11 protein-coding genes are annotated in these 14,135 nt (G+C 61.5%); 8 read left to right on the top strand and 3 right to left on the bottom strand.

Going from position 1 to position 14,135, the window contains the following annotated elements; translation table 11 throughout:
* Positions 1-143 precede the first annotated feature (143 nt).
* The 3 genes from pta (at position 144) to KUV41_RS08640 (ending at position 2,733) form a co-directional block, all read left to right on the top strand.
* Entirely contained in the window at positions 144-1,151 is a 1,008-nt protein-coding gene (gene pta, locus KUV41_RS08630) for a phosphate acetyltransferase (RefSeq protein WP_222485590.1), read from the top strand.
* 28 nt (positions 1,152-1,179) lie between these two features.
* The gene (locus tag KUV41_RS08635; RefSeq protein ID WP_222485592.1) at positions 1,180-1,965 is read left to right on the top strand and encodes a TSUP family transporter; all 786 of its coding nucleotides are present in this window, start codon (positions 1,180-1,182) and stop codon (positions 1,963-1,965) included.
* A gap of 69 nt (positions 1,966-2,034) precedes the next feature.
* Entirely contained in the window at positions 2,035-2,733 is a 699-nt protein-coding gene (locus KUV41_RS08640; RefSeq protein ID WP_222485594.1) for an aspartate/glutamate racemase family protein, read from the top strand.
* Positions 2,734-2,782: 49 nt separating this feature from the next.
* Here KUV41_RS08640 and KUV41_RS08645 read toward each other — a convergent pair whose 3' ends face one another.
* A complete protein-coding gene (locus tag KUV41_RS08645; RefSeq protein ID WP_206942817.1) occupies positions 2,783-3,715 on the bottom strand; it encodes a LysR family transcriptional regulator in 933 nt (310 codons plus the stop codon).
* A gap of 286 nt (positions 3,716-4,001) precedes the next feature.
* Between KUV41_RS08645 and KUV41_RS08650 the strand changes: the two genes are divergently transcribed.
* The 3 genes from KUV41_RS08650 to KUV41_RS08660 all read left to right on the top strand — a co-directional run bounded on the left by KUV41_RS08650 (position 4,002) and on the right by KUV41_RS08660 (position 9,124).
* Positions 4,002-5,414 (top strand): sodium:solute symporter, encoded by a 1,413-nt coding sequence (locus KUV41_RS08650; RefSeq protein WP_206942815.1) that lies wholly within the window; start codon positions 4,002-4,004, stop codon positions 5,412-5,414.
* 187 nt (positions 5,415-5,601) lie between these two features.
* The gene (locus KUV41_RS08655) at positions 5,602-6,837 is read left to right on the top strand and encodes an NAD(P)/FAD-dependent oxidoreductase (RefSeq protein WP_222485596.1); all 1,236 of its coding nucleotides are present in this window, start codon (positions 5,602-5,604) and stop codon (positions 6,835-6,837) included.
* Positions 6,838-7,990: 1,153 nt separating this feature from the next.
* Positions 7,991-9,124 carry a Fic family protein gene (locus tag KUV41_RS08660; protein ID WP_222485598.1) on the top strand — a complete coding sequence of 378 codons (1,134 nt, stop codon included), beginning with the start codon at positions 7,991-7,993 and terminating at the stop codon, positions 9,122-9,124.
* Between the two features lie 396 nt (positions 9,125-9,520).
* Here KUV41_RS08660 and KUV41_RS08665 read toward each other — a convergent pair whose 3' ends face one another.
* Together KUV41_RS08665 and KUV41_RS08670 are read right to left on the bottom strand one after the other, a co-directional pair.
* Positions 9,521-11,272, bottom strand: coding sequence for a cobaltochelatase CobT-related protein (locus tag KUV41_RS08665; protein WP_222485600.1), 1,752 nt, complete (start codon positions 11,270-11,272; stop codon positions 9,521-9,523).
* Positions 11,269-12,273, bottom strand: coding sequence for an AAA family ATPase (locus KUV41_RS08670; protein WP_222161987.1), 1,005 nt, complete (start codon positions 12,271-12,273; stop codon positions 11,269-11,271). The genes KUV41_RS08665 and KUV41_RS08670 overlap by 4 nt, the downstream gene beginning before the upstream one ends.
* 148 nt (positions 12,274-12,421) lie before the next feature.
* Between KUV41_RS08670 and thiO the strand changes: the two genes are divergently transcribed.
* Together thiO and KUV41_RS08680 are read left to right on the top strand one after the other, a co-directional pair.
* Positions 12,422-13,597, top strand: a complete 1,176-nt coding sequence (thiO, locus tag KUV41_RS08675) for a glycine oxidase ThiO (protein ID WP_222485602.1) — start codon at positions 12,422-12,424, stop codon at positions 13,595-13,597.
* A gap of 119 nt (positions 13,598-13,716) precedes the next feature.
* Positions 13,717-14,109 carry a nuclear transport factor 2 family protein gene (locus tag KUV41_RS08680; protein WP_222237375.1) on the top strand — a complete coding sequence of 131 codons (393 nt, stop codon included), beginning with the start codon at positions 13,717-13,719 and terminating at the stop codon, positions 14,107-14,109.
* Positions 14,110-14,135 lie beyond the last annotated feature (26 nt).

The following is a 14,135-nucleotide window of genomic DNA, read 5'->3' on the forward strand; positions in this document are numbered from 1 at the left end:
GACCCTGGAGTCTGATCGCCAAGCAAGACTCTCTCGTCCGGTATGACGACATTGCCCTGGCCTGGTGCCAGGGCTTTTTTTCATGTTCGTGATGCGCCACGACCGAGTCTGTCGACCCCTTTACCCCTGGGAGAGCGGTTGCGATGAAAGCGCTGAACCATATTCGTGAGATGGCCCGGCAGGACCCGAAACGCATCGTCTTGTGCGAAGGCGATGACCCCCGAGTGCTGAGGGCCGCCCTGACAGCGAGCGCAGCAGGCTACGCGCGCATTCAGCTGGTGGGCGAGCATAAGGTCATCCAGTCCCGGGCCGAAGCCGAAGGGCTTGAGCTGGATGCCATAGAGCTGATTGACCCCGCGGATTCCGAGCACACCGAGGGTCTGGTGGCGCTACTGCTGGAGCTGCGAGGGGCGAAGGGCATGACCCCTGAGGATGCCGCCACACGGGCGCGGGATCCGTTGATCTTTGCCAACCTGATGGTGCGCGCCGGGCTTGCCGACGGCAGCGTGGCTGGTGCCGTCCACACCACCGCCGATGTGGTTCGCGCCGCGATCCAGTTGATCGGCATGGCCCCTGGCGCCACCCTGGTATCCAGCTTCTTCTTGATGATGCTGTGCAAGGAGTTCCACAGCCTCAAGGGCGGCATGATCTTCTCTGACTGCGGCTTGGTGGTGGACCCGGATGCCGGGGCACTGTCCGAGATCGCCATGGCGGCTGCCGATAGCGCCGAAGCCCTGCTGGACGAGCCGGCCAGGGTAGCGATGCTGTCCTTTTCTACCAGTGGCAGTGCCCATCATGCGGCGGTGGACAAGGTTGTCGAGGCGGCGCGTCGGGTCAAGCAGGCGCGCCCGAGCCTGGCCATCGATGAAGACGTGCAGCTCGATGCTGCCATCGTGGCGGAGATCGCCGAGCGCAAGTTGCCGGAGTCCAAGGTCAAGGGCAATGCCAATGTGCTGATCTTTCCAGACCTTGAGGCAGGCAACATCGGCTACAAGCTGGCGGAACGCATCGGCGGGGCCGAGGCCATCGGGCCGCTGCTGCAGGGACTGTCGCGGCCTGCCAACGACCTGTCGCGAGGCTGCAGTGAGCAAGATATCGTCAACGTCATTGCGGTGACCACCGTCCAGGCCCAGCGCCTGTCGGTAGCGTAAACGGTATGGGGACGGCCAAGGAGGGGAGATGACACTGGTTCCTGAGGGAATGGCGCTGTCCAGTCTTGCGGCGGTGGTAGCGATCACCTTGCTGGCCGGCTACCTGCATACCGTGGCTGGCTTTGGTATCGGCATGATCATCATCGGAGTGGCCAGCGGTCTGGAACTTGTCAGCGTTGCCACCCTGGTGGCCGTTGTCAGCCTGATTACCCTGGTCAACAGCGCCGTGGCGCTACCTGGCAAACTGCATCACCTGGATGGGCGCCACGTGCTGGCGCTGGGTCTTGGCATCGTACCGTCCATCGGACTTGGCGTGTGGGCGCTGAACTGGCTGAGCGTCAGCGCTGAAGCTCTACTGATGCTGATGCTGGGGGCACTGGTGTTTTACGGAGGTCTCAGCGTTGGCCTCAGGCCCCGTCCGCGCGCACAGGTCTCGGCTCCTGCCGGCTTCGCCGTCAGCGGTGCGATGACGGGTCTGCTGGGGGGCATGTTCGGCATGCCGGGGCCGCCGGTCATCTACCACTGCTACCGCCAGCCGTTGCCTCGCGAGACGATTCGTCTGCTGTTGATCGCGTGTTTCGCCATGACCTCCGGGGTGCGCACCCTGTATGTCGGTGCCGGCGGCGGCCTCGACGCTCAGGTGTGGCTGCTGGCGCTGTGGACCCTGCCAGCGGCGGCACTGGCCACCTGGGCAGGGCGCCGCTATCCACCACCCTGCAGTGCTGAACTGCTGCGACGGGTCGCGATGCTGACCTTGATGATCATCGGCACTGGGCTGGTGATCGATGGCGCCATGGCGCTATGGCAGTACTGAATCGATGCCAGAGCTTTGCCCTGAGCCGACGGCATCCATACATCTATCGAATGCATCTGGAGCTGGCCTGTGAGAGCCAATATAGAAGAGGCGCCGCTGGGGGTGCTGTGCCTGGATTCGTCCTTTACCAAGCCCCTGGGACACCTGCGCCATCCCGATAGCTTCCGCCATCCGGTGCGCTACCGCGTGCTCGAGGGCGTTGATATTCCCAGGCTGCTGCACGCGCCCGGCGACGCCTTGCGCGACCTGTTGCTTGAGCAGGCACGGCAGCTGGAAGCGGAGGGGGTGTGCGCCATTGCGGGCAGCTGCGGCTTCATGGCGAGTTATCAGGATCAGGTCGCCGAGGCAGTGTCGGTGCCGGTGGTGCTCTCCAGCCTGACCTTGTTGCCCTGGCTTGCCGTCGTGCACGGGGGCCTTGGGCGGGTGGGGGTGCTGACGGCCGACGCAGGGGCATTGAAGGCGCAACATTTCCTGGGAGCGGGCTGGCAAGGGTCTCTTCCCGCGCTTGAAGGTCTCCAGGACGGGAGCGAGTTTCGGCAGGTGATCCTTGAGGGACAGCGTGATGATCTCGACATGGCGGCGATGGCGGAAGAGGTCGCGACTGCCACACGACGGCTGATGCGCAAGACCACGCTGGATGCCATCGTGCTTGAGTGCACGGACCTGAGCGCCTTTGCGGATGTGGTGCGCCGGGAGGCGCGCTGCCCGGTCTACGATATTGTCCCGGCGCTGGATCTGATCATTCGGGCCTGTGGCGGCAGCAGGTGAATATGCTTAGCCCGGTGTGCACCGTTCCGGCACGCCACGGTGTCCCTGCTCAGGCGTGAAGGGGCGCCAGGGCGCGCTTATGCCAGTGGGCCAGCCCCTTCTCGAGATAGGGCAGGAAGCGCTGGCATTGACGGGAGCTTGGATGAAAGCGCGGGGTGATGATGGCGATCTCCAGGTCGATGGCCGGCTCGAAGGGCACGATGGCCACGTCACAGTCCCGGCGCAGCAGGAAGCCCGCGGCAGAAACCGGGTCCACCAGCGCATGACCGATGCCAGCGCGCACCAGGCTGATGGCAGACGGAAACAGGTGTGTCTCGGCGGCGACATGCCAGCGGGCATCGGCCTGGCGTAGTGCCTGCTTCAGCTTGAGCGTGCTCTGGTGGTGCTCGTCCAGGGTGATCAGCGGCATCCCGTCAAGGTCCTTGGCCCCGACCACGGTGGCGGTAGCCAATGGGCTGTTCGCCGGTACCGCCAGATGCATGCGCAGGGTCAGATGCTTGACCTCCAGGTCACTGAGATCATCCTGACGTTCAATGACGCCCACATCGAATTGGCCTTCGGCCACCCAGTCGCGAATCTTGCCTGAGCTGAAGGTCTGCAGGGACAGCCGCGTATCGGGAAAGTCACTGAGATAGTCCGCCATGATCTGGGGCAGGGCGCTCGGTGAGAGTCCCGGCATGCAGCCGACAATCAGCTTGCCGGCGCGGCCCTGGCGAAGACCTTCGGCCAGCTCGTCCAGATGTGACACCGACGCCAGCACCCTGTCGACACCCTCCATCAGGTAGCGAGCCTCCGGCGTCAGCTCGGTGCCGTAGTTATTGCGACGGAACAGTAGAAAGCCGGCCTCCTGCTCCAGGTTGGCGATGGCGGAGCTCACTGCCGGCTGGCTGAGATCGAGTCGTCGTGCGGCCTTGCTGAGACTGCCGGTGTGCACGACCTCGCGAAATATCTGCAGCTGACGAAGAGGGTAGCGCAGCTTCATTCAGGGACTCCTGGGTAGGGTGGTGTAGGACAGGCTTCGCCGCGATGTGGCATGGGCCGATGTGGCTTCGCTTGCACTGCTGTCTGCGGTGCTGTCTGCGGTGCTGTCTGCGGCGTCGTTCGCGGCGACATGGTTTGGGCTCTTCCGCGGGAGGCGAGGGCCGCTAAAGCGCACGCGATATGGTCTAAGTTTTATCTATAGGTTCATAGGTAGATCAAAGTTGTTTTTATGACAAGGGTCGTCGAAGCTGACACCACCCCCCTACAACCATAACGAGGGTAGTTGCATGAATCCGATCGACCTCTGCGGACTGCTGCTGTACTTCGCGATACTGATCTACATCGGCTATCGCAGTGCCAAGAAAGTCTCTGACAGCGCTGACTTTGCGGTTGCCGGCAACAAGATCATCTGGCCGGTATTGTTCGCCACCTTGGCGGCGTCCTTTCTTGGTGGCGGTGCCTCAATGGGCCGTGCCGGCAAGTCCTTTGATGAAGGCTATGCCTTCATGTTCGCCGCTTCTGCCTTTCCCATTGCCACGGTGCTTGCCGGACTGTTTATCGCGCCCAGGCTCAAGCGCTACGTCAATGCCCATACGGTTGGCGACATCATGGCCCAGCACTTTGGCGCCAGTGCTCGCCTGTTTACCGGGATCTTCTCGCTGGTGTTCTGCGTCGGCATTCTAGGGGCTCAGGCCCTGGCCGTGGGCACCGTGTTCAACGCCATACTCGGCATCGACGTTGCCACTGGTATCTTGATCGGCATGGCCGTGGTGCTGGTGTATTCCACCATCGGTGGAATGTGGGCGGTCATCCAGACCGATGTAGTGCAATTTCTGATGTTGGCGATCTTCCTACCGGTCACCATGTTGATTGGGCTGCATGACCTCGGGGGACCTCAGGCATTGATCGAGCGCCTGCCGGAGGGCCACTTCAGCCTGATGGGTGACTATTCGCTGGGCATGTTCCTGTCGATCTTCATCGCCTTCCTGCTGGGCGAAACGCTGGTTCCCCCCTACACCCAGCGAGCCCTGTCGGCGCCGGACTCCCGCCATGCACGGATCGGCTATTCGGTGGCCGGTGGCTTCGGTTTCCTGTTCTATCTGGTCAGTGCCACCATCGGGCTGGTGGCGTTGGTGCTCTATCCAACGATCTCACCTGATCAGGCCATGCCGACGCTGATTCGTGATGCCCTGCCGGTGGGCATTACGGGGCTGGTACTGGCATCGCTATTGGCGGTGGTGATGTCGACCGCCGACTCCTACCTGAACTCCGCCGCAGTGATCTTCGTCAGTGATATCTACAAGCCCTTCATCGAGCCCACGGTCAGTGAGCAGAAGCGGCTGTGGATCGAGCGTCTGGTCAACCTGTTGATCGGCCTGGGTGCGGTAGTGTTCGCTCTGTACGCGACCTCGATCATCGATGCGCTGCTGCTCAGCTATGCGCTGTGGGCGCCGACCATTCTGCTGCCGTTCGTGTTCGCCGTGCTGTTCAACTTGCGCTGCACCCGCTCAGCTGTGGCGGCGATGCTGGCGGGCGCGTCGGTCACGATCCTGTGGAAGTGGGGGCCCTTTGACCTGCAGGCGGCTACTGGCTTGACCGCTCTGATCGCCGGTGTCATCGCCAATGTCTCGGTGTTTGTACTGGTCTACCAGCTGTTCCGTTCGGCTCCCGATGCTCCCGTCGTCGCCAAGACTCAATAAAGGAGACTCCCATGACCCTGTACGCTCTTGCCCTGTATGCCGTCAGTGCCGTCAGCATCCTTACCGCGGTAGGGGTGGGGATCGCCTCCTGGCGCTTCTACCGCGATAACTGAATCCCCGCTATCCACGCTATGCGCGTCCGGCCTGAACCACGGGCCGGACGTCAGTGTCCCCAAGGAGACATTGCATGAACACCATCGCCGTTGTGGGGGCAGGCATTGTCGGTCTGGCCGTGACGAGATCGCTCGTTGACGCCGGCTACCAGGTGCAGCTCTTCGATCCGGGAGCACCGGGGGAGGGCACCTCCCTTGGCAATGCAGGACTGATTGCCAACTACGCGACCTCGCCCATGGCCAGTATCGAGACCTTGAAGGCCCTGCCCAGGGAACTGGTCCGGCGTGACGCATCGTTATCGATTGATCCCCGCTATCTGTCGCGGCTGGCCAGTTTTGGGCCGCGTTTTATCCAGGCCGCCACACCCTCCCGCTTTGCCCGCCACAAGGCGGATCTGGTGGCGCTGATACAGGACGCCGTCAAGGCGCAACACCGCTTGCTCGAATCGCTTGACGCACCGGGCCTGTACGCGGATACCGGCTGCCTGCAGCTGGCGTATCGTGGGGATACGCTGTCTCAGTCGCTCGAGGCCTCTGCCGAGGCCAAGCGGGCCGATGGCGTCGACTGTCGCGCGCTGACGGCCGCTGACGTTCGCGACCTGGAGCCTGAGCTCAGCCCTGAGCGCCTGGAAGGTGCCTTGTTCTTTCCCTCCACACGTCACCTGAAGGACCCCTTGACCGTCAGTCGCACCCTGTGGCGCCGACTGGAGCGCGCCGGTGCGGTATTGCACCGTGCGCGCATCGAGGGACTGGCGCCTTGTGTCGATGGCGGGTGGCGTCTGGTCAGTGCTCTGGGGGAGCACCATGCCGATCAGGTGGTCATGTGCGCGGGCATGGCTAACCAGGCGTTGATGAAGTGGCTGGGGATGTCGCTGCCGGTGGTCAGCGAGCGTGGTTACCACGTGCGGCTCGACACGTCGGTATCGCTGACACGACCTGCGGGCTGGCTGGCCCACCATTTTTACGCCACACCGATGGAGGGCGGTGTGCGCCTGGCGGGCACCACCGAGTTTACCGCGCCGGAACGGCGTGCCGACCAGCGCCGCTGGGACCGCCTGAAGGGGTGGGGAGACGCCATGTTCGGTCGCTCTCTGACGCTGAGCGAGCGCTGGATGGGCGTTCGTCATTCCACCCCGGATGGTTTGCCTGTGGTCGGTCCCGTGGCCGGCAGGGAAGGGCTGTATCTGGCCTACGGGCACGCTCACCTGGGGTTGACCCTGTCCGCCCAGACCGGTGAGTTGATCCGCGCCATGATCGATGGCAACCCGCTGCCTGACTACGCACAACGGCTGTCGCCGGCGAGGTTCTAGAGAGGGCGCTCGTTTCCGTGAGCAGTGTCGATGGACACAGAGATTTTTTCTGGGAAATTTCGCGGTAGCCGGGGTTCGATACTCTTGGGCGAAGTTCTGAGGAGGTTAGTGTAGACCGTAGCCTTCGAACGTGATTCGCCTGTTGTTCCGCTGCGCTTCGATTTCAAGGCTAGTCAGGCGTCTGGGCAGGCTTATGGATGAGAATTCACTCCATAAGCTCCTGTGGACAGAGTGCTGCCCGCTTGACGTCCGCATCAGCATGGTTGGTGTAGATCAATCCATGAACCTGATCTCAAGGCTTGTACCGGCTGGATAAAGCGGATCTGCGGGGAGCTACTCGCACGAACATTGCAAAATGTGTCTAGTACGAGGGCTTTGGTGCCGAATGGCGGGGGGAAGAGCCAAGCGGTCATCTCTCGCTATCACCAAGTAAGTTAATCCCGAGACGTCTATGAATGACTCGAGGGTGAAATCGCGAGGAAGATACTAAAGTATTAGGAGATAATTTATATGACGGTTTTACGTGATTGTTGGTAGCAAGGTCGTGAGAGGATCAATTTGTCATGATGAGGCAGGTTACGACGTTGAAACTATGACGCGTGAGACATCGCCTGTATATGGCTGGTGCGTCTTGCATAGACGAAAAGACGTTAAAAGCTGAACTCATGTCGAGTAATGCTAAGCATTTAATTCTGTGTAGTGGTGAGGAGCCACTAGACGGGTTCACCCCCCCCCCTCCGCTTACTTGATTTGATTTCTGGGGTAGAGGAGGGGTGCGATCTTTTACATGGTGTTAGAAGTGTCGATTTGCATTTTAACTTCAGAGGTCGCTTCTCGTGAGGCAGTCAGCGTTATATAGGTTGGCGGTGCGTCTAGTAGGTTAATGAGAGTCCCACTATAGTGATTTTCGTACGCGAACAATAGGTAGTTTATCTGCGGTTTTCGGCTTTGAAATAGTGATTTTTACATCTTGTTGTTAAGGCAATGAGCGCAGTGATAGTGTTGCTCGAAGGCCGCGCCGCTCTGATCTCCGCCGCCGTCACCGGAAAAACCGATGGACGTTGCTGGCGAGCCGGTCAGTATGTGTACCACCTCAAGATTGCCATGGCGGCCATAGCGCGAGCCACTGACTGTTAAGACAAGGAGTCGGCTAATGAAGTTTGAAACCTTTCAGGCAGGGCAGTGGCTGCCCCAGTATCAGTACAAAAGCTTCAGCCCGGTGACGGTGAACAGAGAGTGGAGCTGGGAGGCCCCCCAGATCAACACCTTGCTGGAACGCGCTTCCCGCGCTTTGGCGGAGCTGGATGCCTTTACCTTGATCGTTCCGGATGTGGATTTATTCATCCAGATGCACATCACCAAGGAGGCCAACAACTCTTCTCGTATCGAAGGCACGCAAACCGAGATGGATGAGGCGGTACTGGATAGCAGCCAGTTGGCACCCGAAAAGCGCGATGATTGGCACGAAGTACAGAACTACATTCAGGCGATCAACGAAGCGGTCGAGGAGCTGGAGCGTCTTCCGTTATCCAACCGGCTACTCAAGCATACTCACGCCATCCTGATGCAGGGGGTACGTGGTGAGCACAAGTCTCCCGGGGATTTTCGTATCAGTCAGAACTGGATAGGTGGTAGTAGCTTGGTGGATGCAGCCTTTATCCCGCCTCATCCCAGTGAGGTGCCTGAGCTGATGGGGGATCTGGAACTCTTTTGGCACAACGATAGTGTCAACGTGCCGGAGCTGATCCGGATCGCTATAAGTCACTACCAATTTGAGACCGTCCACCCCTTCCTGGATGGGAATGGCCGTATCGGGCGGCTGCTGATCACCCTCTATCTAGTTAGCAAGGGCCTGTTACGCAAGCCCTCGCTGTACCTGTCAGACTTCTTCGAGCGCAACCGAGCCAGCTACTACGATGCGTTGACTCGTGTGCGGATGTCTAATGACATGGTCCATTGGGTCAAGTTCTTCCTATCGGCCATCATCGAGACCGCTGGTAAGGGCAAGGCCACCTTTACCGGGATCCTCGAGCTGCGCCAGGAAATGGATCGCATGGCCTTTGGCTACGGCAAGCGGGCCGAGAATGTACAGACTTTGCTCAGACACCTCTACAGGCGTCCTGCGGTAACGGCAGGACAGGTCAGCGAACTGCTGGAGGTGACGCATCAGACCGCCTCTGCGCTGCTCAACAGGATGGTCGAGGATAAGATGTTGAACGAGATAACTGGCTACCAGCGTAACCGGATATTTGTCTTTGAGCGTTACCTGCGGCTATTCCGGTCATGACTCTTCGAGAAAGTGTTTGTGTAACGCAGCGCCGACAAAACTGATAGACGTGACTCCATGTGTAAAGGTGCCAGCTTTTTCTTTACATATAACTGGCATGTGTAAGGCGAGGTGAAGTTGCTTCGCAGAGGGATGCCTACTCTGGGCATATCAAGGTCGCACACCCTGATAGCGGAGACGGGGTGGCCCGGGGACGTAGCAGTTGGCTCTGCCAGTTGGATGACACGCCCATTAGCCTGATCTTGTCCATCAACAGCGTGCACTTCTTGATTGGCGTTGAGCTATTAAGGACGACGCTTCAGGCTTGAAACTCGGTGACCACTTCACGCTGACCTCATCGCTTAAGACGGACGGGGATGGTATCGCAAGGCCTTACCTGGCGCTTGTCCCCCAAGCCTAATACCGCCGCTTCGACAGCATCAGCTCCACCACGTCATCCAGCAGGGTATTGTCCAGGGTCTGACCGATGTCGATGACTCGGTGTCTCGGATAGTAGGGGCTCAGGTCGAGACCGACGCCGAGGCCAACGATATCTATGGGGCCGGAACGACGACCGTTGCCGCCGCTGTACGTCGCCACCACCGAGCGCAGGTGGTGGTCGAGGTAGTGACGATCGTTGGCCAGGTTGGTGGCGCTATCCGAGGGGCTGCCGTCGGAGATCACGACCAGCAGGCGGCGGTTGACGTCGGCGCTCATCAGCCGCTGACAGGCCCATTGCACGGCTTCGCCGTCGATCCCTTCCTTGTAGATATCGGCCTTGAGCAGGGCCGCCAGTCCCAGCCGGGCGCGGCGCCAGGGCTGGCTGGCGTCCTTGATGATCAGATGGCGTGCCTCGTTGAGGCGTCCCGGGGCCGCGGGTCTGCCTGACCTGAGCCAGTCCCGTTGGGCACGGCCCCCATTCCAGGCGCCGGTGGTGAAGCCCAGCACCTCGCTGCTTACCCCCGCCATGTCCAGCGCCCGGGCCAATAGCTCCACCAAGGTAGCGATGGCTTCACCGTGGACCTTCATGGAACCGGAGCAGTCGATCAGCAGGCTGACTTGAGCATCGCTGACGGGTCGATGGCGTTCGCGGAGAAAGACGCGGCGCTCCTGGGGCGATGTCACGATCTGCGACAGTCGGCGCCCGTCGATCACGCCGCTTTCTTCGCCGTCGTTCCAGCCATCTCTCTCCACCACCGACAGATGACGCCGAAAGGCCCGGGCCAGCCGGCGCACGTTGACCTTCTGGGCGGCGAGCCGCTGATCCAGACGGTCGCGGTACTCCACCAGCAGCGCGTGCCGGACCAGGCTGTCGGCACGCCTTTCGCTGTCATAAGCCGTGGTGAAGGCGCGGTAGCGGTTGGCGTCATCTTCCAGTAGACGGCTTTGCCCGCTGAGCGCGACCGGGATCTCTTCCTCCAGGTCATCTTCACTGTCCAGCAGCAGGGCCAGGGCACGGCGAGGATCCTTGTCCTCCTGCTCGCGATCCTGCTGAGGCTCAAAGCCTTCCAGCTGGGCAGCTATCCAATCGGCGATGGCGTGGGCGTGACGCTGGAAGGCCGCTTGATCGTGACGCTCGCGTCGCAGTCCCGCCAGGGCGTGGCCGAGGGCCGGTACGATATTGGCCCGGGTGGCCTCCAGCATGTCCTCGAACGCTTCCAGCATCGGTGCCGCCATCAGCCGCGAGCGACTGATCTGAATCACGCAGAACAGCAACAGTCCGAGGGCAGTTTCGGTGAATTGCGCGTGATGGTAGTCCAGCGACCACTGTCGGAAGCGCTGTTCGAGGTTGCTCGCCATGCCCGGTGCCCCGGGGCCCAGCAAGGCTTCCACGCGGCACTGCTCCAGCCAGTCGTAGATCAGCCGTGGTTCGGGCTCTGCTGGCCGTAGGTGCTGGTGAAGCGCGTCGTTGCTGAAGCGCTCGCGCAGGGCCAGGGCATCGCTGACCGCGCGATAGCCCGTAATCGACAGGCAGTCATCGGCAAGCTTGAGGTGAGGGGCCCGCAGGGGGACTCGTCGTTGCCCGTGGTAGAGACGACGGCTGGCGTAGAACCAGCGGCTGTCGCCGGTGTGGGCTCGCAGTACCGCCGCCTCGATGTCTTCGAGATATTGCTGGCGCCGTGTTCTGGCCAAGGCGCTGGCGTGGGTCGCATCGCCTGGGGTCGTCATGATGCTGTACTGCCACCGTCGCCGCGGGCGATGGACTCGCTCAGTTCCTCATCGAAGCAGCGTTGGTAGAACTCCGCGACCAGAGCGCGTTCGTGCTCGTCGCACTTGTTAAGAAACGACAGGCGAAATGCCAGCGCAGGATCGCGGAATATCTCGCAGTTCTCGGCCCAGGTAATCACCGTGCGTGGCGACATCAACGTCGACAGGTCGCCGTTGGCGAAGCCCTTTCGGGTGAGTTCGGCCACCGCCACCATGGCGTCCACATGGCGCCGGCCACGCTCGTTGTCCTTGCTCGGCACCCTGGCGAGCACGATGTTCACTTCCTCGTCCCGCGGCAGATAGTCGAGCTTGGCGACAATGTTCCAGCGATCTACCTGGGCGTGGTTGAGCAGCTGGGTACCTTGATAGAGGCCGTCCTGGTTGCCCAGGCCCACGGTATTGGCGGTGGCGAACAGGCGAAACATCGGGTGTGGACGGATGACCCGGTTCTGATCGACCAGGGTGAACTGGCCATCGCGCTCGAGGATGCGCTGGATGACAAACATGACGTCGGGTCTGCCCGCGTCGTACTCATCGAAGATCAGGGCGACCGGCCGTTGAAGTGACCAGGGCACGATGCCCTCCTGGAATTCTGTGACCTGCACGCCGTCTCGGATCACGATGGCGTCCTTGCCCACCAGGTCGAGGCGACTGATGTGACCGTCCAGGTTGACGCGCACGCAGGGCCAGTTGAGGCGCGCCGCGACCTGCTCGATATGGGTCGACTTGCCGGTGCCATGAAGCCCTTGAACCATCACCCGACGGTTGCGGGTAAAACCCGCCAGGATCGCCAGGGTCACGTCCGGGTTGAAGCGATAGGCCTCATCCATGGCGGGCACATGATCGTCTCGCTGCGTGAATACCGGCACCTTGAGGTCCGAATCGATACCGAAGATCTCCCGGGCGCTGTGCCATTGCTGGGCGGGGAGGCTGTCATCGAGCAGGGAAGGGGCATCGGCCATGGTCGTGTGTCCTGGTGCGCTGCTGTGAAAGTGATGACACTATAGACGTGTTTTAAAAAATAACGCAAATTGTATCGAAAAATGAGATTTCAATGGTTTCTGGCCATCTTGGGATGAGTGGGGCGCCGTGAACAAGGGGGAGAAGCACATGCGGGATGTGATCGTGGTGGGTGGAGGCGTCATCGGCATGATGAGTGCCTGGCGTCTGGCACAAGCCGGCCTGACGGTGACGCTGGTAGAGCGGGGTCGTTGTGCCGGAGAGGCTTCCTGGGCCGGTGGTGGCATCGTTTCGCCGCTGTATCCATGGCGCTACAGCGCGCCTGTCTCTGCGCTGTCAGCGTTGTCTGAAGGCGTCTACCCGGCGCTGTGCCGCCAGCTATATGACGAGACCGGGGTCGACCCGCAGTTCACCCGGCATGGCCTGTTGTATCTCGCGGTGGACGATGCCGAGGACGCGCGACAGTGGGCGCAGCGCTTCGGCAAGCCATTGGAGGACATCGACGCCGATGCCATTTGCGGCCTCGAGCCAGGGCTCGCCGAGACCGATTGGCTGCGTCGGCAGCAGGGCGGGTTGTGGATGCCCACACTCGGCAGTTTGCGTAACCCGCGCCTGGGGCGTGCCCTGCGCGCGCGGCTGGAACGGGATCGCCGGGTCGAAGTCCGGGAGGATTGTGAGGTCATTGGATTCAGGCGCCGAGGCGATGACGTGGTCGGGGTAGAGACCGTGCAGGGTCGCATCGATGGGGGGCGCATACTGGTCTGTGGTGGAGCATGGAGCGGCGAACTGCTGCGGCGAGCCGGGGTTGGTCTGGCAGTCAACCCGGTCAAGGGACAGATGATGGTGCTCAAGCCCCCTTATGGTACTCGACCGCTCTCACGGGTGGTGCTGGCGGATGGGCGTTACCTGATCCCGCGTCGGGATGGACGCATTCTGGTGGGGTCCACCCTGGAGCACCAAGGCTTCGACAAGACCACCACCAGCGCGGCACGGGTGTCGCTGTATCGCAGTGCGGTGCGGCTGTTGCCAGCGCTTTCCAGGGCCAGTATCGAGCATCACTGGGCCGGCCTGCGACCTGGCTCTCCTGGCGGCATTCCTTTTATCGGGGAGGTGCCTGGCTGGGCTGGACTCCACGTCAATGCCGGCCATTTCCGCAATGGTCTGGTGCTGGCGCCCGCGGCGGCTCGACTCGGCGTGGAGTTGCTGTTGGGTGAGCGACCCTGCGTGGACCCGGCACCCTATCGGCTTGGGCACGACGCACACCATGTGCAGGATTCGGCGTCACCCGCAGGGCTGGCCCAATCGACAGCGAGCAACTGGTGCTAAGGGACGAGCGCTCGGGGCCTTTAGGCTCGGGGGTAGACGAGGCCAAGAGGGCCTCGCCAACACAATAACGATACTGCTCTAGGCGCTCAGTCGCGCTGTGAACAACAAGGAGAACCTCCATGAGCCAACCCGACGCCCAGTTTCTCGCCGATTTCGCCGATGCGCTCAACCGTCACGATATCGACGCGGTGATGTCGATGATGACCGACGATTGCGAATTCCATGCCGTGGCTGGCCCAGAACTGCTGGGCAAGACCTTTCATGGTCAGGAGCAGGTTCGCGCTGGACTCAGGGCGGCCTGGGAAAATGCCCCGGATGCCCAGTGGCTTGACGGGGTGCATCAGGTGATTGGAGATCGCGGCTACAGCGAGAGCACCTACTGTGGGACCACGGCCGATGGTATGCGCTCCGAGGCTCGCATGATCGATGCCTTTACCTTCCGCGACGGCAAGATTGCGGTGAAGAATGCCTTCCGCAAGCAGCGGCCGGCCACGCCGACTCGTCAGGGCTGAGGGTACCCCATTCGCGATCCGGGAGG

The organism is Halomonas sp. DP8Y7-1 (assembly GCF_019801685.1).
In the GTDB taxonomy this organism is placed as follows: domain Bacteria; phylum Pseudomonadota; class Gammaproteobacteria; order Pseudomonadales; family Halomonadaceae; genus Halomonas; species Halomonas litopenaei_A.

What these genes read in the sequence shown, in the direction of transcription:
- pta (WP_222485590.1), top strand. Translation starts at nt 144, where the DNA reads ATGAAAGCGCTGAACCATATTCGTGAGATGGCCCGGCAGGACCCGAAA.
- KUV41_RS08635 (WP_222485592.1), top strand. Translation starts at nt 1,180, where the DNA reads ATGACACTGGTTCCTGAGGGAATGGCGCTGTCCAGTCTTGCGGCGGTG.
- KUV41_RS08645 (WP_206942817.1), bottom strand. Translation starts at nt 3,715, where the DNA reads ATGAAGCTGCGCTACCCTCTTCGTCAGCTGCAGATATTTCGCGAGGTC.
- KUV41_RS08650 (WP_206942815.1), top strand. Translation starts at nt 4,002, where the DNA reads ATGAATCCGATCGACCTCTGCGGACTGCTGCTGTACTTCGCGATACTG.
- KUV41_RS08655 (WP_222485596.1), top strand. Translation starts at nt 5,602, where the DNA reads ATGAACACCATCGCCGTTGTGGGGGCAGGCATTGTCGGTCTGGCCGTG.
- KUV41_RS08660 (WP_222485598.1), top strand. Translation starts at nt 7,991, where the DNA reads ATGAAGTTTGAAACCTTTCAGGCAGGGCAGTGGCTGCCCCAGTATCAG.
- KUV41_RS08665 (WP_222485600.1), bottom strand. Translation starts at nt 11,272, where the DNA reads ATGACGACCCCAGGCGATGCGACCCACGCCAGCGCCTTGGCCAGAACA.
- KUV41_RS08670 (WP_222161987.1), bottom strand. Translation starts at nt 12,273, where the DNA reads ATGGCCGATGCCCCTTCCCTGCTCGATGACAGCCTCCCCGCCCAGCAA.
- thiO (WP_222485602.1), top strand. Translation starts at nt 12,422, where the DNA reads ATGCGGGATGTGATCGTGGTGGGTGGAGGCGTCATCGGCATGATGAGT.
- KUV41_RS08680 (WP_222237375.1), top strand. Translation starts at nt 13,717, where the DNA reads ATGAGCCAACCCGACGCCCAGTTTCTCGCCGATTTCGCCGATGCGCTC.